Origin of the sequence: Prosthecobacter vanneervenii (assembly GCF_014203095.1) — a bacterium.
In the GTDB taxonomy this organism is placed as follows: domain Bacteria; phylum Verrucomicrobiota; class Verrucomicrobiia; order Verrucomicrobiales; family Verrucomicrobiaceae; genus Prosthecobacter; species Prosthecobacter vanneervenii.
The window spans coordinates 21,631-42,675 of record NZ_JACHIG010000020.1 but is presented as its reverse complement, the minus strand read 5'-3'; the positions used below and the strand labels follow the sequence as shown (position 1 = coordinate 42,675).

At 62.0% G+C, this 21,045-nt stretch carries 17 protein-coding genes and 1 pseudogene; 8 read left to right on the top strand and 10 right to left on the bottom strand.

Annotated features, from left to right (window positions below; translation table 11 throughout):
* Nucleotides 1-96: 96 nt before the first annotated feature.
* Nucleotides 97-696 (top strand): hypothetical protein, encoded by a 600-nt coding sequence (locus HNQ65_RS25690; protein ID WP_184344582.1) that lies wholly within the window; start codon nucleotides 97-99, stop codon nucleotides 694-696.
* Nucleotides 697-755: 59 nt separating this feature from the next.
* Here HNQ65_RS25690 and HNQ65_RS25685 read toward each other — a convergent pair whose 3' ends face one another.
* From HNQ65_RS25685 to HNQ65_RS25670, 4 genes are all read right to left on the bottom strand, one after another.
* A complete protein-coding gene (locus HNQ65_RS25685; protein ID WP_184344580.1) occupies nucleotides 756-1,334 on the bottom strand; it encodes an REP-associated tyrosine transposase in 579 nt (192 codons plus the stop codon).
* A gap of 107 nt (nucleotides 1,335-1,441) precedes the next feature.
* Nucleotides 1,442-2,536: an iron-containing alcohol dehydrogenase gene (locus HNQ65_RS25680; RefSeq protein ID WP_184344578.1), complete on the bottom strand. Its 1,095-nt coding sequence runs from the start codon at nucleotides 2,534-2,536 to the stop codon at nucleotides 1,442-1,444.
* Nucleotides 2,533-3,744, bottom strand: coding sequence for a class I SAM-dependent RNA methyltransferase (locus tag HNQ65_RS25675; RefSeq protein ID WP_184344576.1), 1,212 nt, complete (start codon nucleotides 3,742-3,744; stop codon nucleotides 2,533-2,535). Before HNQ65_RS25675 ends, HNQ65_RS25680 begins: the two co-directional genes overlap by 4 nt.
* A gap of 8 nt (nucleotides 3,745-3,752) precedes the next feature.
* Entirely contained in the window at nucleotides 3,753-4,451 is a 699-nt protein-coding gene (locus tag HNQ65_RS25670; protein ID WP_184344574.1) for an outer membrane lipoprotein-sorting protein, read from the bottom strand.
* A gap of 58 nt (nucleotides 4,452-4,509) precedes the next feature.
* Here HNQ65_RS25670 and HNQ65_RS25665 point away from each other — a divergent pair, with 58 nt between their 5' ends.
* The 6 genes from HNQ65_RS25665 to HNQ65_RS25640 all read left to right on the top strand — a co-directional run bounded on the left by HNQ65_RS25665 (nucleotide 4,510) and on the right by HNQ65_RS25640 (nucleotide 11,842).
* Nucleotides 4,510-5,991 carry a glycosyltransferase family 39 protein gene (locus tag HNQ65_RS25665; protein WP_221306300.1) on the top strand — a complete coding sequence of 494 codons (1,482 nt, stop codon included), beginning with the start codon at nucleotides 4,510-4,512 and terminating at the stop codon, nucleotides 5,989-5,991.
* 21 nt (nucleotides 5,992-6,012) lie between these two features.
* A complete protein-coding gene (locus HNQ65_RS25660) occupies nucleotides 6,013-6,729 on the top strand; it encodes a glycosyltransferase family 2 protein (protein ID WP_184344569.1) in 717 nt (238 codons plus the stop codon).
* A gap of 60 nt (nucleotides 6,730-6,789) precedes the next feature.
* Complete coding sequence (locus HNQ65_RS25655) at nucleotides 6,790-7,764, top strand: hypothetical protein (RefSeq protein WP_184344567.1); 975 nt, start codon at nucleotides 6,790-6,792, stop codon at nucleotides 7,762-7,764.
* Nucleotides 7,765-7,779: 15 nt separating this feature from the next.
* Nucleotides 7,780-8,181, top strand: a complete 402-nt coding sequence (locus tag HNQ65_RS25650; RefSeq protein ID WP_184344565.1) for a hypothetical protein — start codon at nucleotides 7,780-7,782, stop codon at nucleotides 8,179-8,181.
* 152 nt (nucleotides 8,182-8,333) lie between these two features.
* Nucleotides 8,334-9,419, top strand: a complete 1,086-nt coding sequence (locus HNQ65_RS25645) for a sugar phosphate isomerase/epimerase family protein (RefSeq protein ID WP_184344563.1) — start codon at nucleotides 8,334-8,336, stop codon at nucleotides 9,417-9,419.
* A gap of 266 nt (nucleotides 9,420-9,685) precedes the next feature.
* Entirely contained in the window at nucleotides 9,686-11,842 is a 2,157-nt protein-coding gene (locus HNQ65_RS25640; protein ID WP_343076583.1) for a RecQ family ATP-dependent DNA helicase, read from the top strand.
* A 7-nt stretch (nucleotides 11,843-11,849) separates the two neighbouring features.
* On the opposite strand, the gene HNQ65_RS25635 is transcribed toward HNQ65_RS25640, so the two are convergent.
* The 3 genes from HNQ65_RS25635 to HNQ65_RS25625 form a co-directional block, all read right to left on the bottom strand.
* Nucleotides 11,850-12,299, bottom strand: a complete 450-nt coding sequence (locus HNQ65_RS25635) for a hypothetical protein (RefSeq protein WP_184344561.1) — start codon at nucleotides 12,297-12,299, stop codon at nucleotides 11,850-11,852.
* Between the two features lie 136 nt (nucleotides 12,300-12,435).
* On the bottom strand, nucleotides 12,436-14,124 hold the full coding sequence (locus HNQ65_RS25630) for a tetratricopeptide repeat protein (protein WP_184344559.1): 1,689 nt from the start codon (nucleotides 14,122-14,124) through the stop codon (nucleotides 12,436-12,438).
* A 29-nt stretch (nucleotides 14,125-14,153) separates the two neighbouring features.
* The gene (locus HNQ65_RS25625) at nucleotides 14,154-16,850 is read right to left on the bottom strand and encodes a hypothetical protein (RefSeq protein ID WP_184344557.1); all 2,697 of its coding nucleotides are present in this window, start codon (nucleotides 16,848-16,850) and stop codon (nucleotides 14,154-14,156) included.
* Nucleotides 16,851-17,007: 157 nt separating this feature from the next.
* On the opposite strand from HNQ65_RS25625, the gene HNQ65_RS25620 reads away from it, so the two are divergent.
* A complete protein-coding gene (locus HNQ65_RS25620; protein WP_184344555.1) occupies nucleotides 17,008-17,376 on the top strand; it encodes a cupin domain-containing protein in 369 nt (122 codons plus the stop codon).
* 17 nt (nucleotides 17,377-17,393) lie between these two features.
* Here the strand turns inward: HNQ65_RS25620 and HNQ65_RS27075 are convergent.
* From HNQ65_RS27075 to HNQ65_RS25605, 3 genes and pseudogenes are all read right to left on the bottom strand, one after another.
* A pseudogene (locus HNQ65_RS27075) lies at nucleotides 17,394-17,679 on the bottom strand (virulence factor).
* Between the two features lie 2 nt (nucleotides 17,680-17,681).
* On the bottom strand, nucleotides 17,682-17,873 hold the full coding sequence (locus HNQ65_RS25610; RefSeq protein ID WP_184344553.1) for a DUF5397 family protein: 192 nt from the start codon (nucleotides 17,871-17,873) through the stop codon (nucleotides 17,682-17,684).
* A gap of 56 nt (nucleotides 17,874-17,929) precedes the next feature.
* Nucleotides 17,930-21,010 (bottom strand): PSD1 and planctomycete cytochrome C domain-containing protein, encoded by a 3,081-nt coding sequence (locus HNQ65_RS25605; RefSeq protein WP_184344551.1) that lies wholly within the window; start codon nucleotides 21,008-21,010, stop codon nucleotides 17,930-17,932.
* Nucleotides 21,011-21,045 lie beyond the last annotated feature (35 nt).

The window sequence follows — 21,045 nt, the reverse complement described above, 5'->3', positions numbered from 1 at the left end:
AAAGATCCCAAGCCTTTTGTATGGACCGCCACTGCGGAACGCATTTTCGAAAAGATTGAAAAGTTTTGCGGTAAACTAACCTAACACAATACTAGCATGACCTCAAAAACCGCATCTGCCGTCATCCTTGCGTTGTCTAGCTTTGTGTTGTGTGCCTCTGGGCAGCCGGCGGCCAAAGATGCCAAGGCGGACCTGAGCAAAAAATACCCCTCCCTCCACATCCAGGCCAAGGTGGGCAAGCGCAACGCTCCCTATCAGGGGTCCACATACATGATGACGATGACCATGACGCCGGAAGTCGTCATCGAGAGCGCACGCACCCAGCCCATGGCGTCAGCTTCAGCCACCTTTCTGCTCGTGACGAGTGATACCTCCGCCAAGTACAGGCGTGGAGAAGAGCAGCTCGTCATCGCTACTTCGGAGACCCTGGGGATACCCGCCGTGTCCAAAGGATCGCGCCGAAGCATTGAATTCAAGCCTCTGTCAACACGCTATGACTCTGACCGCGATGAGACCAACGTCGGCGGTCAGGAATACAAATACTTCATCATGGCTGTTTTCTCCGATGATAATCAGTTCCTGCATATCGAGACGAACTGTGCGGAGCTGTCGAGACATCTTCAGGCACATCCAGACCTGCGGGTGCAATTTCTTGGCATGAAGCCAGGAGCAAAGTTTACCACGAATTTCAAGTGAGGAACCTGTCCGCGACAGCGTCCCCGGATTGCGGTGCTTGAGCACCGCTTTTGTCAGCTCTATTGCTCACTCTCTGGTTGAAAATCATCCTCCACCTGAAGCCGGTCCGTCTTAAAGCGTGAAATTGCACGCATCATCGCTGGTGGTGTCTCTTTCTCAAACCAGGCTGCCGAGCACCATGGGTAGTCCCGGGCAGCACTGACGAGCCCGTGCTTCACCGGATTGTTGTGCGTGTAGTTCAAGCGTGCAAAATATGACGTCTGCCGGGTTAGCAGGGTTTCCCGGTAGTTGTGCCAGACCTGACGTTCTGGTGCTTCGTCCAGTTTGTTCACCCAAACGGATAGCGGACCATGCAGGGCACGAATCATTTTCGGCAGTGAGTTGGCGTCCTTGGCATCCGGAGGTGTTTTTGCGATGAAGTGGTAGTGATTGGAGAAAATGGCCCAGGCTTCGAGTCGCCAGCCGAAGTCGTGAGTGACTGTGAGCAGGCCGCGCTGCAGGACATCCAGGCGGGCAGGTGAGCGGAAATGGTGTTGTTTCAGATGCGTGGAGGCGGTGACGAAATAGATGCCGGTGGCGTCGAGCAGATGTGTGGGAGCGTGTGGCCAGGGTGGCGGCTGATCCGAACGGCGAAGCATGTGCGCACGGTGTGAGGTGGGAGTGGCGGGGGCAAGGGAAGACTTGTTTCCGCTGGGCGTGTCGAGAGCGGTGCTGAAGCACCGCACTCCGGGGACGCTGGCGCGCGCTAGAACGCCATGCGCAGAATCATGACGAGTTCCTCATGCGTCAGCGAAACCGGATTGGCCTTCATGCTGCTGGCGGCAGCTGCTTTGAGGGCGATTTCTTCAAGGTCGCTTTCCTGGATGCCCCATTGGCTGAGTTTGGGAATCTGCAGGCGGCTGGTGAGGTGGTGAAGATAGGAAATAGCATCGCCGCCGAGAAGGGTGTCCACCTGGGTGAACTTGGCGCGGTCCTGCACGCGGCGGGAGTTGGCCTCCCACACAGGGGCCAGCAGGGCGGCGCAGACGGCACCGTGCGGGGCGTGAAACATGCCGCCGATGGGAGCGGCGAAACCGTGCACAGCGCCGAGTCCGGCATTGGCGAGGGCGATGCCGCTGTTCAGTGCGCAGAGGGCCATGTCTTCGCGGGCGTCGATGTCGTGGCCGTTTTCAAAGGCGCGTTCCAGAGAGCGCACGGCGCGCTGGATGCCATCGAGGCAGAGGGCATCGGTCATGGGCTGCGCACGGGAGCAGACGAAGGCCTCGAGGCATTGCGTCAGGGCGTCCATGCCGCTGGCGGCGGTAACGGATGGCGGGACATCGACCGCCAGTTCGGGATCGATGAGCGCGATGCGCGGCAGCATGGAGATGTGGCGCAGGCTGGCTTTGACGCGGTGCGCGGAGCTGGCGATCACGGCATTGCGCGTGGCCTCAGCGCCGGTGCCGGCGGTGGTGGGCACGGCGATGAAGGGAAGGGGGGAGGCGTCGAGCGGTTTGCCTTCGCCGATGACCTCGATGTAGCGCAGCAGATCTGCCGGCTGCGTGCTCATCGCGGAGATGGCTTTGCCAGCGTCGACGGCGCTGCCGCCGCCTATGGCGACGATGACATCGGCACGCAGTTCTTTGGCGAGTGCGACACCGCTTTCGATGTCCTGAACGGTGGGCTCGCCACTGATGGAGTGGATGCCCACGTGGGGAAAGCGGTCTGCCCACTGCTGCGGGCGGCTGCCGGTGACGAGCAGCGTGCGCTTGCCGAAGCTGCGGCAGAGATCCGGCAGCTCGCGGAAGACGCCACGGCCAAAGATGATGCGCTGGGCGGTGGCGAATTCGAAACGGTTCATCGGCTCAGAGTCATGACGCACTCGAGATGCTTGGTCTGCGGGAAGAGGTCAAAGGGCTGCACGGTACCGAGCTTGAAGCCTGCTTCGGTGAAAAGAACGAGATCGCGCATCTGCGTGGCGGGATTGCAGGAGATGTAAACGACGCCCTTGGGACCGAAGGCGAAGAGCTGCTGCAAAAACTCAGGGCTGCTGCCAGCGCGCGGCGGATCAATGATGACCACGGTGTCGGCTCCGGCATGCGGCACATCTTTGAAAACATGCTGGGCATCGGCGGCCATGAAGCGGCAGTTGGTCAGGCCGTTGATCTCGGCGTTGTGAGCGGCTTTTTTGACAGCGGTTTCAGAGATCTCCACGCCGATGACCTGCTCAAAGTCGCGGGCGGCGCTGATGGCGAAAAGGCCGCTGCCGCAGTAGGCATCCACGAGATGCTTGGCACCGGTGGCCTTGGCCTCGTCGATGGCATGGCGGACGAACTTGGGCAGGATGAAGGGATTGTTCTGGAAGAAGTCGCCAGCCTGGAATTCGAAACGTACGCCGTCCACGTCTTCGACGGCGATTTCATCGGGGCGGGTGAGGACGCCATTGCTGGCGGCGCGCATGAGGAGGGTGGCGCCGTTTTTAAACTCGGCGGAGTTGGCGCGGGCGCGGGCACGCACGGCGGCCAGCTGGTCATTCAGCTGCGGCATGGCGATGGGGCAGTGCTCCACATCCACCATCGCATTGCGCGTGCGTGCACGCAGGAAGCCGATGGCGCCGATGCCGCCCTCCTTGGGCCGATGGAAATGCGGCGTGATCTTGGAGCGGTAGCCGTATTGCACCGGCGAGGGGATGACCGGGCAGACGGGATGCTCGATCTTGGCCATGTGCCGGAGCAGATCGGCCACCTGGCGCTGCTTGGAGAGCAGCTGCTCCTCATAGGAGAGGTGCTGGTACTGGCAGCCGCCGCACTGGCCGAAGAGGGCGCACTGCGGTGCGACACGCTGCGGCGAGGGCTCGATGACGGAGACGAAGTCGGCCTCGCTGTAATTTTTGTGATTGCGGAAGACACGGCATTTCACCAGCTCGCCCACGAGGGTGAAAGGCACGAAGACGACCCAGCCGTCCACGCGGGCGACTCCGGCGCCCTCGTTGGTGAGGCTCTCGATGCGGACGTCCAGCTCCTGGTGGTAGGCGAAGGGGTGGGGATTGAATTTGCGCGGCGGTTGCATGCGTCGCGTCAGTTGTTCTTCACCGGGTCTTCCAGTGTCATGTATGTGCGGCCGATGACATCGCCATTGGCAGGATTGACGGACTCGATGCGCAGCTCCTTGAGGGTGGTAGCCCCCTCCACTTTCTGCACCTTGGTGACCTGGTAGCGTTTCACGATTTTGCTATCCCAGTCAAAGGCCTGCATTTTGGCAGCACCGCCGCTGCCCTGGTGCACCCAGAGATCGACCGCGTAGTAGGGACCTCCACGATCCGGATTGGTGACACGCACGACCCAGCATTTCTGGCCGCTGACACGGTCCTCATTCATGAGCTGGGGCCTCGGCCAGTAGAGGAAGGCGAGGGAGAGGTCCTCGTAGTTGAACTCCATGCCGCGCACTTTGTTGCCATGCTGGCTGGTGGGCACCACGGAGGAGCCGCCCTGGCGCACCTGATAGAGGGTGGCGGGAGAGGTGTTCATGTCCAGGTGCACGATTTCAGGCGGCGGGTTTTTGAAGAGGAAGCGCATGACGCGCTCCTGCATCGTGAGCGTTAGCGGCTCCACGCGGCCGGTGGAGTCGTCGCGCAGCTGGCCGTTCATCTTGTAGTTTTGCAGGGCGTAGCTGTTCTGCACGATGCGGATGATTTCCTCGGCAGTCTTTGGCTGGGCGTCCTCGGCACGCAGGGCCGGGGCCAGAAGCAGCAGCGGGAGCAGGTAAAAGAGTTTCATGAGAGTGGACAGGTTGGGGGTGACGACACTTTGACATGCGCGTGGCGTCCTCTATTCAATGCGCCCAACCATCATGCCGCGCCAGCGCTTTCTCTTAGCCGCCCTGGGCCTGCTCACGCTCTGGCGCTGGGCCCTGCTGCCGACGCTGGAACTCGCGCCGGACGAGGCGCTGGCGGTTTTTCAGGCGAAACACGGGCCGTGGAGTGGTTTTTTTGGCCATGGGCCGCTGGTTCCCCTGCTGGCCAGGCTGGGGATGCTCTGCGGCGGAGCCAGCGAGGCTGGGGTGCGGCTTTTTGCACCGCTGCTGGCGCTGGCGGCGTCTCTGCTGGTGTGGCGGCTGGCGCGGGAGCTGCATGATGAGCACATCGCGGGCTGGGTGGTGGTGATTTTGAATGTGCTGCCGGTCTTCAATCTCGCTGCCGTCACGCTGACTCCGGCGCTGCTGGTGTGTGTGCTTCTGCCTGAGGCGGTGCTGCTGATGCGCCGGGCGTTGCGGGAGGAGGATCCCCGGCAGCGGCACTGGAAAGCGGCTGCGGCATGTGTGGTGGGGGTGGCGCTGGCGCAGCCGCCTGCTCTGGCGGTCATGGTGGCGGTGGCTCTTGCGCTGGCGTTTCCGATGCAGGCACGGCACCAACTGCGCGCAACGGGATTTCGCTGGATCGCGGGCGGTTGGGCGGCGGTGCTGGTGCTCTGGCTGATCTCGCAGGCTGCGAGCGGTGGGCCTGCCTTCATGGCATGGCGCTGGCTGCCGGAGTGGCGGATGGTGCCCAGTCTCATGCGCTGGATTGTGCTGGCCTCGCCCATGCTGCTCATCTTTCTGGTACTGAGCGTGCGTGCGGGGCTGGCGGGCGGCATGCTGCAGACCGCTCGCGGGCTGCCCCTGGCCCTGCTGCTGCCGCTGGCAGGTATAGACTTTTTCTATGGGCCGCACGAGAGCTGGCCTGGGACCAGCGGTGCGGTGTGGATGCTCTTTGGCGCGGTGCTGCTGGCGCATCGCGGCACTGTGGCGCGCGCAGCGGTGATCGAGCAAAAGATCAGCCTGCGCACGGTGGCACTCGTGCTGGCCGCGCTGCAGAGCGCTTTCCTCCTGCAGACGGACCTGCCGCGCACGCTGGGGCTGCGGTGGCCTTTTTCATCCGGCACAGGTGCTGCCACAGACTATACGCGTGCCATCCTGGCCGATCCGGCCCGGGTCATGCACGGCTGGCGGGAGAGTGCACGAGTCGTCGCCTCGGTGCTTGAGCAGTCGGGAGGCGGATATTTTGTGGTGGCGGATGACCAGGTGCTCGCGGCAGAGCTGGATTTTTACCTGGGGCGTGCTGAGCCAGTGCAGTCTTCTGAGGCAGATTGGGGTGCTTTTGCGGGGCGCAGTGCGCTGTTTGTCGCGGAAGACAGGGATGCCAGCAGGCCGCCCATCTGGGTGCGGCGGCGCTTCCAAAGCACCGAGCTGCTCACAGTGGCGCGGGTCATGCATGCGGGGAATGAGGTCCGCTGGCTCAAAATCTTCGCTTGCCACGGGGGGCGTACGCCCGACTCTTGATGCCCTTTTTCACCCTTCGCCATGCCCTCGTCTCCCGCCGTTTCCGTCGTCGTGCCTCTTTATAATGAGGAGGACAATGTCGTGGAGATGCAGCAGCAGATCGACACCGCGCTGCGCGGCCTGGACTACGAGCTGGTGCTGGTGGACGACGGCTCCAAAGATCAGACCCTGGCGCGTGTGCAGCCCGGCCCGCGCGTGCGGGTGATGGTCTTTGAAAAGAACAGCGGCCAGAGCGCGGCCATGCACGCCGGCATCCACTCCGCGCTGGGAGATGTTATCGTGACGCTGGACGGCGACCTGCAAAATGACCCCGCCGACATCCCGGCCATGATCGCCAAGCTGGACGAGGCCCCCGGTTACGACCTTGTCTGCGGCTACCGCGCCAAGCGCAAGGACACCGCCTTCAAGCGGCTGCAGAGCCGCATCGCCAATTTTGTCCGCTCCCGCTTTGTGGGGGACCATGTGCGCGACACCGGCTGCACGCTGAAGGTCATGCGCCGTGACTGCCGCGAGGCCCTGCTGCTCTTTAATGGCATGCACCGCTTCATTCCCGCCCTCATCCGCAACATGGGCTGGCGCGTGACCGAAATGCCGGTGAACCACCGCCCGCGCATCCACGGCGTGAGCAAGTACGGCTTTGGCAACCGCGCGCTCCGCGCCACGATGGACATGTTTGGCGTGCGCTGGCTGAACAGCCGGCGCACCCGCTATGTCATTCGGGAGGAGCGGCGCGGCTGATGCGTTTCTCTTGTTGACGAAACAACTGCTTCGCGGCCATGCTGTACCACAGCACCAAGGATGAACCTACGCGAACAACTGCGACTACTGCTGCCCGAAATCTTACCGCAAGATCCTGCGGATTCGATCAAGGGCACCGAACTCATCCGTCTCGTGCGCCTGCGCCTCGGCGATGGCTACAGCGACGCCACGCTGCGCTACCATTTTTCCATCCTCAGCTACGACCCGACGTCCCCCATCGCCAAGGTGGATCAGGGGCAGGGCTACTACCAGCGGCAGAAGAAGACCTTTGCCGGGACCAACGGCACCACACGCCAGGGCCTCTTTGACAGCGAGCTGGGAGAGAGTGACCAGTGCTGGTCGCGCTACCTGCGCATGGTGGCCATCTATGAGCGGCTCTGCCTGCAGCGCTCGCGCTACCCTTTTCTGCTGAACCGCAACAGCAGCGGAGCCCCCAGCATGGAGGGAGAGTGGGACATCCCCGACCTCGTCGTGGCGGACTGGGATCTCGACACCGGCAGCGACGATGCACCGCGTTTTGACCCCGCCATGCTCGATCTGCGTCGCCATCTCGGCGGGCCTGAAGTCAGTCTGGCCGGCGTGCAGCTCAAGCTCAGCGTGGCGCTGGACACCTTCAGCGCCGACTTTTTCCAGGCGCTCAGCGCCACCCGCTGGACGCTGCAGAGCGAGCTCGTCATCGCCGAAGGCCTGAACGACGAGGCGCTGGTGGATGCCCTGCGCAGTCTCGGTCATCAGTTTGGCGTGGGCATCAGCACCCTGGGAGTGCCGCTCAACGTGCTGGACGAACTGCCATCCGCCAAGGACCTGCGCGCTATGAGCGCGGCGGAGTTTGAGGCTGTGCACAATTTGCTGCACATCCAGAAGATCACGCTGCCAACGCCACGTCATACCATCGACTGGTCCGCGCTCAACGCCCTGCGGAAGAAGCATGAATCGGTGGCCGATCTGGTGCGCTGGCTCTCCGAATGCCTGGCCAAGCGGCAGCCGGAGTGGGTGGGCGGGGTGGTGAGGTGAAGATATTTCAAAGCCATGATCCAAGGATGGTGCCAAAAGGACTATTTCATTCTTTTTGAAGATCAGGCGGAGGCGTCTCTCATGACAGAGCGTTATGCTGTGAACAGCTTCCTGCCCGGCTACATTCTTGTTGGCATCAAAAGCTGGGACGATTTCATCCTATGCGATGCCGACAACAATCTATACACAGTACCTACCATTCCGTTGGCTGCCAAAGAGCTTTGTCCGTGTTCCTTGGAGATTGATTCAGCCGGGCTTCGTGCAGACACTCAGGTCGCCGATAAGATCAAATGGTACATTCAGCCTATCATCTTCGGTGGTGACCCCAAGCCCGGTGAAAACATGACATGGGTTACGCTGGATCAGCATATCGATTTGGTTAAGTGGTGGAACAATCAATATCGCAGTCTGCAGTGAGGCACCAATTTTTGTATCTGCATTCCCAGCGAGGTGCGCCAAAATGGTTGGTGGGTTCAAGTAAAACAAACCTATCAATTCGTGCGGCCAACAAAATGCTAGCGAAGGCATCTGGAAATCTTTGCCTGCTCATCTTCGTTCCCTGAAACCCAATGACCCGCCGCACCTTCCTCACCTCCGCCGCCGCTTTTGCGGCCGCCCTGCCTTCATCGGCTGCTTTGCAGGGGAAGAGGATGGGCATTGTGATCCACTCGTACTGGAAGCGCTGGCAGGGGAAGTACTCGAACATCAAATACCCGCCCTTTGAGCACGCGCTGGATGTGCTGGATCATGTGCGTGATCTAGGCGTCGGTTCGCTGCAGACGATGGTGGGCGGTTGGACGGCGGAATTTGCCGGGCAGGTGCGCGCCACCTGCGAGTCCTACAGCATCAAGCTCGAGGGCAGCATCACCCTGCCGAAGAATGAGAACGATGTGGCGAGGTTTGAGCAGGAGGTGCGCATTGCCAAGGAGGCCGGGGCGGTGATCTTTCGCTCCGCCACGGGTGGGCGGCGCTACGAGCTGTTTTCCTCGCTTGAGGAATTCAAGCACTGGAAGGAAGGCGCGTTCAAGTCCATGCAGCTGGCCGAGCCGGTGGCACGGCGGCAGAAAGTGAAGATCGGCATCGAGAATCACAAGGACTTCCACGCCGCCGAACTGGCGGAAATGCTGGGTCGCCTGAGCAGCCCGCACATGGGTGCCTGTGTCGATACCGGAAACAGCATCGCGCTGCTGGAAGATCCGATGACGGTGGTGGAAACGCTGGCTCCCTTTGCTGTGACCACGCACATCAAGGACATGGCTGTGCAGGAGACACCCACCGGATTCCTTCTTTCCGAGGTGCCGCTGGGAGAGGGCATCCTGGATCTTCCGCGCATGTTTGCGCTGTTTGAGAAGTACAATCCGCAGGTGAACTACTTGCTGGAGATGATCACGCGCGATCCGCTGGACATCCCCTGTCTCAAGCCCGCTTACTGGGCCACCTTTCCAGAAAAACCCGGCACCGAACTGGCGCGCACGCTGACGATGGTGCGCGAGCGCAAAGCCGCCAAGCTGCCCAAGACCACCGGGCTTCGTCTGGAGGAGGCGTTGGAGTTTGAAGAGACCAACATCGTCAAATGCCTGAGGCAGGCGGGGGAGAAGTATGGCTTCACACCGTCGCTGAAAGCGAAGGATGCGAAGAAGAAGGACGAGCATTGAAGGGGGCGCTTTGGCCGTAGGCTGGGTGTGTTTGGCGTCCAGATCATGCCGATGCTTCCACGCTTCTTCGCCAAACCGCCCGGCTGCGAGGACGTTCGTGCGCCGTGGTGTTTGCCGTGCGCTGATGGACGGGCGGGCTGTCGCCACACCCATCCTACGAGCTGGCATGATGCGCCGTGCCGGAAGCGCGCTGCTTGGAAGCATGGCCTTTGATATTTTTGCGTCTTCTTGCGGCCATTCCTCATCGCATCCAAGATGCGCGGTCCGTGTCCGACCTTCTTCCCACTGCAGACTCCACACCCATTCATGACGCCAAGATGGCGTTGCAGAAGTACTTTGGCTTCCGCGAGTTTCTGGACGGGCAGGAGACGGTGATGGCCAGTATTCTGAGCGGCCGGGACACCATGATCATCATGCCTACCGGTGGTGGCAAATCGCTGTGCTACCAGCTTCCTGCGATGGTGATGGATGGCGTCACGGTGGTGGTGAGTCCGCTGATCGCGCTGATGAAGGACCAGGTGGATGCGCTGGAGCGGCGCGGCATTCCCGCCACGCTGATCAACAGCTCGCTCTCGCTGGGAGAGCAGCAGGAGCGCATCCAGGCGCTGCGAAACGGAGAGTACAAGCTGGTTTATGTGGCGCCGGAGCGCTTCCGCAGCCGTACGTTTACGAATGCGCTGCGGCAGGTGCAGATCGCGCTGTTTGCCGTGGACGAGGCGCACTGCCTTTCGCAGTGGGGGCATGATTTCCGCCCCGACTACATGCGGCTGGGCGAGGCGCTGGCGCAGCTGGACCGCCCGCAGGTCGTGGCCCTCACCGCCACGGCCACGCCGGAGGTGCGGAGCGACATTCTGAACACGCTCGCGCTGCGCGATCCCTTTGTGACCATTCGCGGGTTTGAGCGGCCAAATCTCAGCCTGAACATCATCCACACCAAATCGAACGCGGACAAATACGAGCGGCTGCAGAAGCTCATCGCGCAGTTCAAGACGGGCATCGTTTATTGCTCCACCCGCAAGCGTGTCGAGGAGGTGGGCGAGGAGCTGCGCTCGTGGAAGCTCAAGGTCATCGAATACCACGGCGGGCTGGACGACAAAGAGCGCGAGTCGCGGCAGACGAAGTTCATCACCAAGAAGGCGGATGTGGCCGTGGCCACGAATGCCTTCGGCATGGGCATCGACCGCTCGGACGTGCGCTTTGTGGCCCACTTCGACGTGCCCGGCAGCGTGGAGGCTTATTATCAGGAGGCAGGTCGTGCGGGGCGTGATGGCGAGCCCTCGCAGTGCGATCTGTTTTTCAACTTTGCCGACACCCGCACACAGGAGTTTTTCATTGATGGAAACAACCCCGGCGTGGACGTCATCCGCAGCGTGTACCAGACCCTGCTGAATGCGGCAGACGCCAGCCACGAAGTGCAGGCATCCATCGATGAAATCACCGAGCGTTCAGGGGCCAAGAACAGCATGGCGATCGGATCGGCGCTCATTCATCTGGCGCGCAGCGGCTACATCGAGCGCTTTGACATTCCCGGCAAACGCATCCGCGGCACACGGCTGCTGCAGCCAAACATGCTCACGCGGGACCTGGAGTTTGACGTGGATGCGCTGCGCGAGAAAGACCGCCGCGACCGATCCAAGCTGAAGGCGATGATCGACCTCTGCTACGATGACAAGGCCTGCCGTCAGGAGCAGATCCTGCGCTATTTTGGCGAGACCGAGAGCACGCCCTGCGGCACCTGCGACGTGTGCCGCGCCGAGGGCGTGCAGCCTCCGCGAGAGGGCACCGCCGAGGAGGTCACCATGCTGCGCCAGGCGCTGAGCGGAATCGCACGCATGTCCACCAAGCTGACCGATGGCACCTGGGAGGGGCGCTTTGGCAAAGGGCGTATCATTCAGATGCTCGTGGGCAGCAAATCGAAGGAGATCGTGGACGCAGGGCATGACCAGCTCACGACCTACGGCCTGCTCAAGCACATTGGCACCCAGGCGCTGCACCCGCTGTTTGCCGAGTTGGAAAAACTCGGGCTCATTGAGACCAGCACAGGCGAGTATCCGAAGGTCACACTGACCTCACGCGGAGCGGAGGTGATGAGGAAGGGGCTGAACGTACGCATGCGCTGGCCCTCGCTGCATGCGCCTGTGTCCAGCAAGCCGAAGGGCAAGACCGCGATGAACGAGGAGCTGGCCGCGCGAGAGCTCGGCTTTGACGATGCGCTGTTTGAAAAGCTCAAGCGCCACCGCACGGCCGTGGCTGAGGCCGAGGGCGTGCCGCCCTACCTCATCTTCAGCAATCAGACGCTGGAATTCATGACACGCCTCAAGCCGAAGACGATCGATGCTGGTCTCAAAATCCGTGGTGTGGGCGAGAAGAAGGCGAAGGAGTACCTGCCGGAATTTATCCAGATCATCAAGAAGCACGGCTAGCGCATGCTCAGTAGCGCGGCACCGGGCGTTTCACGATCTGCGCCCGGCGAATGATGTCGGAAGGATGCTCCGGCGTGCCGCGATCCATGAGGTTTTCGAGACTCTGCGAGGCATCGAGGATGGAACGCACCTGCCCACCGATAGAGGGAGCGGGATTGAGATAATCCTCAAAGCCCGCCACCGCTTTATAGACGACAGACATCTCGACCACGAAGAGATCATCCAGCCGGTAATACTCGCTGCCGGTCAGCAGCCCTGATCCAGGCCTGCCTGTGGGGGTAGCCGGTGAGGCTGGGGGGAGAGTTTTGTAAAGACGCGCGCGGCTTACAGGAAATTCGAGACTGTGCAGGCGGAGCTCGTAAAACTGGCGGCGGCCGTACTCATCACGCGGTGGCGTGTTGCAGCCAGCAGCGGTGAAAATGAGCAGGAGCAGAAGGAGAGCGTGAACGGACTTCATGAATGGTAAGTCAGCAGCGGAGTTTAAAATGCTCAAAGTGCCGCAATGAATTCTTCCGCCGGTTTAAGCAGAGCTGTCAGTTGCATAAGAGCAATGTGACAAACAGGCCGGGTGAATCAAGCATGCAATGTGGTGCTCACCTGGCCTTGGCGGCCGTGCTGAACTGAGAGGCCTCGCCGGTTTCCATTTTGGCGGTCAGGCTGCGGTGGAAGTCGGTGCCGGAGGGTAGTTTTGCCAAGGCCTCGCTCTGCGCTGCCTCGACGGCCATGGTGTCCGCATGCTGCTGGCTGGTGGTCGTGAGGGCCATGACATCGCTGACCGCTGGATGTGCGGCGGAGCTGATGATGAGCTGCTGCGCACGGTGTGCTGCCGGGATGTCGTCGAGCTGGATGGCCAGTGAAACGATGCTGCGCAGGGCATTCTCATCTCTCTGCGATTCGGGGATCGACTGCAGCGTGCGCAGCGCCTGCGGGTATTGTGCGCTGGCCATCTGGAGCTTCGAAAGCTCTCCCAGGGCATGCACATCATCGGGAAAGCGTTTGAGCAGAGTCTCCCACAGCACGGGTGCCGAGGCCTCTCCGCGCTGCATGATGTCGATCTCTGTCAGCAGATGCCAGGCGGCGCGATCATTTGGCGAAGCTTCGAGGTGCGGAGCCAGCACGGCGCGCGCCGCAGCCGGAGCGCCTCCGTCTGCCAACGCCTGCGCCAGCTGGATGGGGCCGAGGCGACTCTGCAGGCTGGCAATCACGCTGGAGAGTTCCTTGTCGCGCCGCATCTGCGTCGCGAGCGTGTGCAGGCGGGCCAGCACGCGGGTTTCTCCCATGGCAGCGAGGCGGAAAAACAGATCGCAGGCGATGCTGCTCTGATGGTTCAGGTCGGCAATGCAGGCGCCCTCATTCACCCAGCGGCGGTATTCCGGATCCACCTTCGTGCCTGTGGACAGAGATGAAACGGAACGCTGATGATCCGCAAAGGTGCGCAGCTGAAACTCGATCCATGGCAGCAGCTCGGCGGATTCACCGGCAGCGCGAGTGGCCAGCAGGGCGCGCTCCAGCATACGTGGCGGCAGGCCTGCGGAGGGCTTGAGGGCACGCAGGGCATCGAGGGAGATGCGGCTGGCCTCGGCATAGCGGGAGCCTTCCAGCAGGAGAGAGAGCTGCAAATCCAGCGCCTCTTCCTGCTGCTTGGCATCGAGGCGCGAGGGTTTGGCAGCGAGCCATTCATTCACCACTCGCAGTGCTGCGGCCGGACGCCGGGCAGCGTGTGCGGCCTCGGTAAGGCTCAGCACATTTTGCCATATGGCGGAGGGAAACTCGCACACGCGCTCGTGAATGGAGATGGCCAGGCTGTGTTCGTTGGTTTCAAGAGCCTGGGTGGCGAGCATCTCCAGCGCGGCGATCTTGTCCGCCTCTTCCATCCTGTCTCCCGATGCACTGACAAACATGCGGCTGTCTTCGAGGAGAGGTGCGTCAGGCTGTTGGATCTCGGCAAAGATTAGCGCGGTGTTCAGCGGGCTCGGGGTGGGCAGCGGTCCGTGCTGCACGGTGAGCTGGCGCACGCGCTGCTCGGGCATCATCTTCGTCCAGTTTTGCAAGGCCCTGAGCTCAGCATCCGGCAGCAGTCCCAGCTGCATGACTGCGGCCATTTGCAGATGTTTCGGGGCATGTGCCAGCTTCGCGGCCAGGCCGGTGCGCGTGGCCTCCAGAGAGGCGTCCACTTTCGCGTCCGGGATCTTGTCATTGGCATGCAGGCGCCAGCCCCACGCCACGGCCAGCATGGAGTAGGAAAAGATGAGCAGCAGTGCCTGGCGGGCGGAGCGTGACATGTGGAAGTGGCAGAGAGTGGGAGGAAAGATCAGCGCATCGCGGCATTGGCAGCCGGAGGCAGGGACTGGAGGGAGACGGTGGCGCGGCAGGTGAGATCCAGACGGACGATGCCCTGGGCATCTGCGTGCGCAGTGTAGGGGCGGCCGTTTTCCAGATAGGCGCACTGGCCGCGCGGCTCAAAGCCCGCCAGCACGATCTCCACCGGGCGCAGATCGCAGACCTGGAAGGTGGCGCGGCGGGAGTTCAGCTCCAGAAACTCCACCTGGGCGCTGCATTCGGCGAGGCGCAGATGCTGCACCGGCACGCTGCGGGTCAGCACCAGGTCGGTGCGCTGCCGGCCCATGGTGTGGATGTAAAGCTGCCCGGCATGCAGATTGTAGCCGGAGACGCCCTGGCAGCGCGCCATGTCCGGCACGCCAGCGGTGGCTGGCATGCGCAGGGTGCGGCACTGGCCGCCGTTCAGGATGATCCAGCGGTCTGCACCAGCGCTCAGCACGCGGGTGTGGCGGGCGTCGCGCACGCTCGCGGCATAGGTGGCGGCGGTCATGGCATGCAGGGGCTCGCTGGCGCAGGTGTCAAAGGCCCTGCCCAGAGCGGCCACTCCCGCCTCGGTGCGTGCATCGGCAAAGCTGAAACGCAGCGCGGCTGGCTCCAGGCGTGCCGTCACATCCGGACTCACGGTGGCACCTGCGCCAGCCTGCAGGTTTTCGATGCCCATGGAGCGGCAGTATTCCACTGCCTCGCTGCTCGGGGTGGCTTTGGCAGGCCACAGCATGAGGCTCACGGATTTGCCTGTCGGCAGCAGGCGCCGGTGGATGTAGCTCATGGAGCCTGCGATCTCGCGTGGCAGGTCATGACGTGCTGTATTGGCGCGCTCATTCAGCTGGCTGCTGATGTCAGCGCCAGCAGTCCAGGTGGCGGGGCGGGAGAGGGAATTTGAGGCCGCCTGGATCTGCGGCATTTCAAAGAGACTCCGTGCCACATGCTCCAGCCGTGCGGCTTCCGTCGCTGGCTGGCCAGGCAGCCAGGCTCGCAGCTCGGCCTCGCACACGGAGACGGTCACGGGCAGCAGGTAGCGGCTGAGGACCTGATCGCGCAGCACCTCGGAGCATAGCGGGAGGCCTGGCAGAGTGCTGGGCGTGGAGAAGCCGGTGCCGTCGATGTGGCTGTAAAACACCCGGCGGCCTTCGCGTGTGGTGGTGTCTGGCACCGGGCCGCTCTGGGCGGCCTCCATCCAGCGGGCGAGAAAGGCTGGGAGATTGAACTGCGTCGGCGCAGCAGAGGCGGCGGGCTCGATCCATGCCCCACCCCAGGTGGCGAGAAAGGCCTGGTCAAAGCGATGCTCCGCACCCATGGCATCCAGTCCGCTCTGGGCCAGCACCACGTGGGCCTCTGCCGGTGCGGTGAAGTCAAGGAAACCCAGCGAGCGCGGGCTGACCCGGCCATTCGTGCCCAGCAGACTGGAGTCCATGGCCACCACCTGGGTCTTGGTCAGGCGTGGCGCGGGCTTGGTGCTGCCGCCCATGCCGAGATGCTGCATGGCCATGTGCAATGCGGCACTGTCGTTCCAAGGCATGCTGGTGAGCAGCAGCGGAATTTTGCGCGCCTGGAGCGAGGGCAGCCAGGAGGCCAGCGTGCGCTGCTGCTCGGCGCTGAGGATCAGGCCGGGATCGAGAATGACGGCGGTGAAATCGTGATCTTCTGGCAGGAAGTCTGTGCCGCTGGCAGTGCGGTATCGGAGTTCGCAGCCCAGCCATTCCAGCGACTGGCCCAGCACACGTGCGGTGGTGGTTCCACTGGCAGGAGTGGGTTTCTGACCCACATGCTTTTCATCCCAGCCATGCAGCACAAGCACCCGGCGGGAGGATTCCTCCAGCGGGCCGAGGTTCACCCCGCTGAGCGCAGGCGTGGTGATGAACGGCAGCACTCCCGCACTGGTCAGGCGCTGGGCAGCCTCGCGGCAGGCGCTGCGATCATCGGCGGCAGCATAGTCCACACCAAAGACGCGCATGCCCTGCATCTGCACCGTGCGGATGCTGCGAAGCACGCGCTGGGTTTCCGCCAGCGGCACCCACTCCATGGCACCGTCTTTGCCTTCACGGGTGAAAACTCCCAAGGCCAGAAAGCCTTTCGCCACAGGCACGGCCTCGATGCCGTGTCCCATGCGCAGGTCCAGCAGCAGAGGCTTGTCATGATAGCGCTGGCGCAGAGCAGTGGCAAGAGACAGCACCGCTGCGCGTGCGACAGGTGTGGAGGGCTCTTCGCCCAAGCTGATGACGAAGCCGTCAAAACCCTTCTGCGCCGCAGGATCGGCCATGGTTTCGATCGCCCATGCGACCCAGTGCTCATCGCTGAGATCGATGCTCCGAAGCTGCGCTTTTCCATCCACCGGCTTGGAGCCCATCTTGCGGCTGGCGCTGAGCATGGCGGCTTTGGAGCCGGTGCTGAAGTGCGCCACATCCAGCAGCGCGTAGTAGTGATTTCCCAGCGCATGCCCGGGCTCCATCTCGACTTCCGCCTGCGGGTTCAAAACACAGAGGTCAAAGGCCGCGAGAGAGCGCGCATCTGGGCGCGTCGAGAGATCCACAAACAGGCTGCGGTAGGCGGGCAGGTCTGCCGCCATTGCGGAGACTCCTGTCAGTCCTAGAAGACACAGCGCGCCGAGTTTTGAAAGCAGGCCGGAGGCGTGACTTTGATGCCGTGGAGTGAGTGATGCGGAGTGCATGACAATGGCGTTGTGCTTTCAAAACTGCGAACGCTGTCATGATAGAGATTCAATAATTAGAAGCAATGCACGAGGCATTGGCTTACAAACAACTTACCCGCCTCACACAATCCAGAAATCAGTCGCTAAAATGGCTGTCGTGGGAATCATGACAGTCATGATTCCAGCTTCCCCTATCCGCACTTTCGCTGAAGGCCTTTTGATCGACCAGCCGTGGGGAAAACTCACCTGGCTGGCCTCGCGTGAAATGGGGAACTCCACCACCATGACCTTCGGTCATGTGATCATCCCGGCGGACCAGACCAACCCACGCCATCGCCACCCGAACTGCGACGAAATCCTGCACCTCCTCAAAGGCAGGCTGGAGCACAGTCTGGGAGATCAAAAATTCATCCTCAATCCCGGCGACACCATCTCCATCCCCGCCGGTCAGTGGCACAACGCCCGTGCACTCGATGGCGTGGATGCCGAGATGGTCATCTGCTTCTCTTCAGCGGACCGGGAGACGGAGTTTGAGACAGCGTGAGTTTGATCTCGGCGCAGTCAGGGAGTGGAACCTTTGATAATCGGAGTGAAGTCGCTCCAATTCTCAATGCGGAACCCCCGGATATCCCGCACGACTTTGGCGAACCACGGCAGAGCCTTGAGTGCCAGCAGGGCGGCAAACCGATTCGCCATGTCATCCTTTTGCTCACGTAACACTGCCCTGTACCCGGTCGAAGGAGTACTTTTTCAGTGTGACGCCAATGTCGGTGTAGGCAGCCGTCGCGCCACGTGGATGGTGCTGAACAGCGTCGGCCACTACAAGGTCAAAAGCGATGGCAAACATGATTACCTGGCCGCTGGATCCTGGATCGCCTGTTCGATCGGGTAATCAAGTTCTTCGCCTGTCTGGACGACAACAACGTGAACTTTCTGTCCGTTGACCCTGTCTGTGATCTGATAGACCGGGCCATACTCACCAAAGCTGCGGAAGCTGCCGACCAAGTCCGCAGGCACAGGTGTTGTGGCGAGAGTTTCCATGCGGCGAAGTTACCCTTTTTGGCCGAGGTATCAATCCATGATTTGGAGATGGTGCCTCACCCCTTCGTCACCACCTCATCCAGGTTCAGCACGAGATTGGCCACCATCGTCCAGGCGGCGAGTTCGGCGGGGTTGAGTTTGTCATCGGGCTTGGATTCGCCGTAGCTGATGGCTTTTTTGGCTTCCTCGGGCTTGGCGGTGTAGGAGGCAAGTTCCTTCTGGTAGGACTGTAGGATGATCTCGGCCTCCTGGGCGCTGGGGTAGCGACCGGTGGCGGTGCGGAAGAGGGCGGTGATGCGTGCATCTGTGCCTGTCTGTGACTGCATGACGCGCTGGGCAAAGTTGCGCGCGGCTTCAAAGAACTGCACATCGTTCATCAGCGTCAGCGCCTGCAGCGGGGTGTTGCTGCGTTCGCGGCGCAGGCAGTAGCTCTCGCGGTTCGGCGCGTCAAAGGCGGTCATGTTCGGCGGCGGGGCGGTGCGCTTCCAGAAGGTGTAAAGGCTGCGACGGTAGAGGGACTCGCCGTGGTCCTGGATATAGTTGCGCGTGTTGCTGCCGCCAAAGCCCACGGGTTCCCAGATGTTCTCAGGCTGATAGGGCTTCACGCTCTTGCCGCCGATTTTGGGACTGAGCAGGCCGGAGACAAACAGCGCCTCATCGCGCACGGCCTCGGCATCCAGGCGGAAGCGCGGGCCCCGTGCCAGCAGGCGGTTTTCGGGGTCCTTTTGCAGCACGACATCGGAGCACTGCGCGCTCTGCCGGTAGGTATGGGAGGTCACGATCAGGCGTGCAAAGGCCTTCATGTCCCAGCCGCTCTCACGGAAGGTCACGGCCAGCCAGTCGAGCAGCTCGGGGTGGCTGGGGGGCTCGCCCTGGGAGCCGAAGTCGTTGCTCGTCTTGACCAGACCGATGCCAAAGAACTGCTGCCACAGGCGGTTTACCTCCACACGCGCGGTCAGCGGGTGCTGCGGGCTGAGAAGCCACTTGGCCAGGTCCATGCGCGTGTGTTCGGCCTGCTGCGGCAGCGGCGGGAAGATGGCCGGCGTGCTGCGCGTCACCTTGTCCTTGGGCTTGTCATACTGCCCGCGATCCATCACAAAGCTCTCGCGCTTTTCAGGCAGGTCGGCCATCACAAAGGTGGCGGGGATCACATCGTAGAGCGTCTTCTTTTGCCCCTCCAGAGCCAGCTTCTCGGCGCGTGCTCCATCCACCAGGCTGCGTGCGCCTTGGTATTCGTTTTCAAACCACCATGCCTTGAGCTTGGCCACTTCCTGCTCGGACCACTCGGCGGCTTTCTTGCCACGCACCAGCGTCTGCAGGTCATTGGGCAGCTCGGCCACGCGCGTGCCCTGCTTTTTCTCCACCCACTTGCTCCAGGACCACTGCGTGTCTTTGGCGGGATCGACACGGGAGTTCATAGCCAGACGATCCCAATAGACGGTTCCGTCAAACTGCGTGAAGGCAAAGCCGTTGACCTTGATGCCAGGCTTCAGGCCCAGTTTCTCAGCGGGCACTTCCAGCTTCACCCACTCCCCCTCCTTGGGCAGCGCTCCCATCTGCACCTTTTCCGGCGTGCGCACCTGGCCAAAGGGGATGGCTCCCTCCTGACCCCACACGGCGCGATGGTTCCAGCCCGAGGTGTGGAACTGCAGCATGATGGCCTTGGGCGGATTGGCGGGATCAATGTAGCACTGCACGCTGATCTTGCCGTTGGGCGGGATTTCATACTTGGCGCCATTGGTGAAGAAATCCTGCGCCACACCGGTGGCGGTTCGTTTGAGCGCGGCATTCCCGCTAAACACCGGTCCCTTGTCCTTGGTCACAAACTGAGTCGGCGCTCCAGCCACGCCGACCTTGGCACCTGCAGGGAATGCATCCTCAAACCACACCAGCTCGCTGCTTTGCACGGGGGGAGGCGGGTTCAGCGTGGCGGGGTCGGTGTATTGAATGGACTGGATGGCGTTGCGGATTTTCGTTTCCGTGGCGGCCAGCTTTTGATCCAGCACCGCCAGCTGCTTCTTCTGCTCCTCGTTGCTCAGGCGCAGGATCGGCGGCGTCAGCAGAATGTTGCCGTCCATGGCCGGATCTGCAGCGCTGTTGAAGAAGGCGTACAGGGAGTAAAACTCCTTCTGCGAGATGGGGTCAAACTTGTGGTCGTGGCACACGGCACAGCCAGCGGTGAGCCCCATCCACACTGCCACGGTGGATTCCGTGCGGTCCACGGCATAGCGGAAGATGAACTCCTCATTGATGCTGCCGCCTTCGCTGGTCGTCACATTGCAGCGGTTGAACCCGGAGGCGATCTGCTGGTCGATGGTGGGGTTTGGCAGCAGATCTCCCGCAAGCTGCCAGATGGTGAACTGGTCGTAAGGCAGGTTTTGGTTGAAGGCGCGCACCACCCAGTCGCGGTAGGGCCACATGCTGCGCTCATTGTCCAGATGCAGGCCGTGGGTGTCGGCATAGCGCGCCGCATCCAGCCAGTAGCGTCCCATGTGCTCGCCATAGCGTTCGGACTTCAGCAGGCGGGACACGACTTTTTCATACGCATCAGGGCTGTTGTCTGCCAGAAAGGCATCCACCTCCGCCAGCGTGGGCGGCAGGCCAGTCAGGTCCAGCGTCACACGACGAATGAGTGTCTCCTTCGATGCCTCAGGCTGCGGTGTCAGTTTTTCCTCCGTCAGCCGTGACTGGATAAAGGCGTCGATCGGATTGCGAATGGTGCCGCCTTTAACTACCGGGGGCGCTGTTTTGACCGGCGCTTCAAAGCTCCAGTGCTTCTTGTATTCCGCGCCTTCCTTGATCCAGCGCTTCAGGATCTCCACCTGCGCCGGACTCACGTGCTTGTTGGACTCCGGCGGCGGCATCACTTCATCTTCATCCTTGGTCAGGATGCGCTGGATGATGGTGCTCACATCCGGGTTTCCTGGTTTGATGGGGAAAGCACCGTCGATGGCTTTGTAGGCACCCTCGGCCACGTCCAGCCGCAGATCGGCCTTGCGCTTCTTGGCGTCAAAGCCGTGGCAGGCAAAGCAGTTGTCGCTCAGGATCGGCCGGATGTCGCGGTTGAAGTCGAGCTTCGTCGCCGCAGAGGCGGTGGCGGTCAGAAGGGAGGCTGCGATAAGGGCGCGGTAAAGCATGACCTTGGAGTACGAAGGCCGGGCCGCCGGGCTTT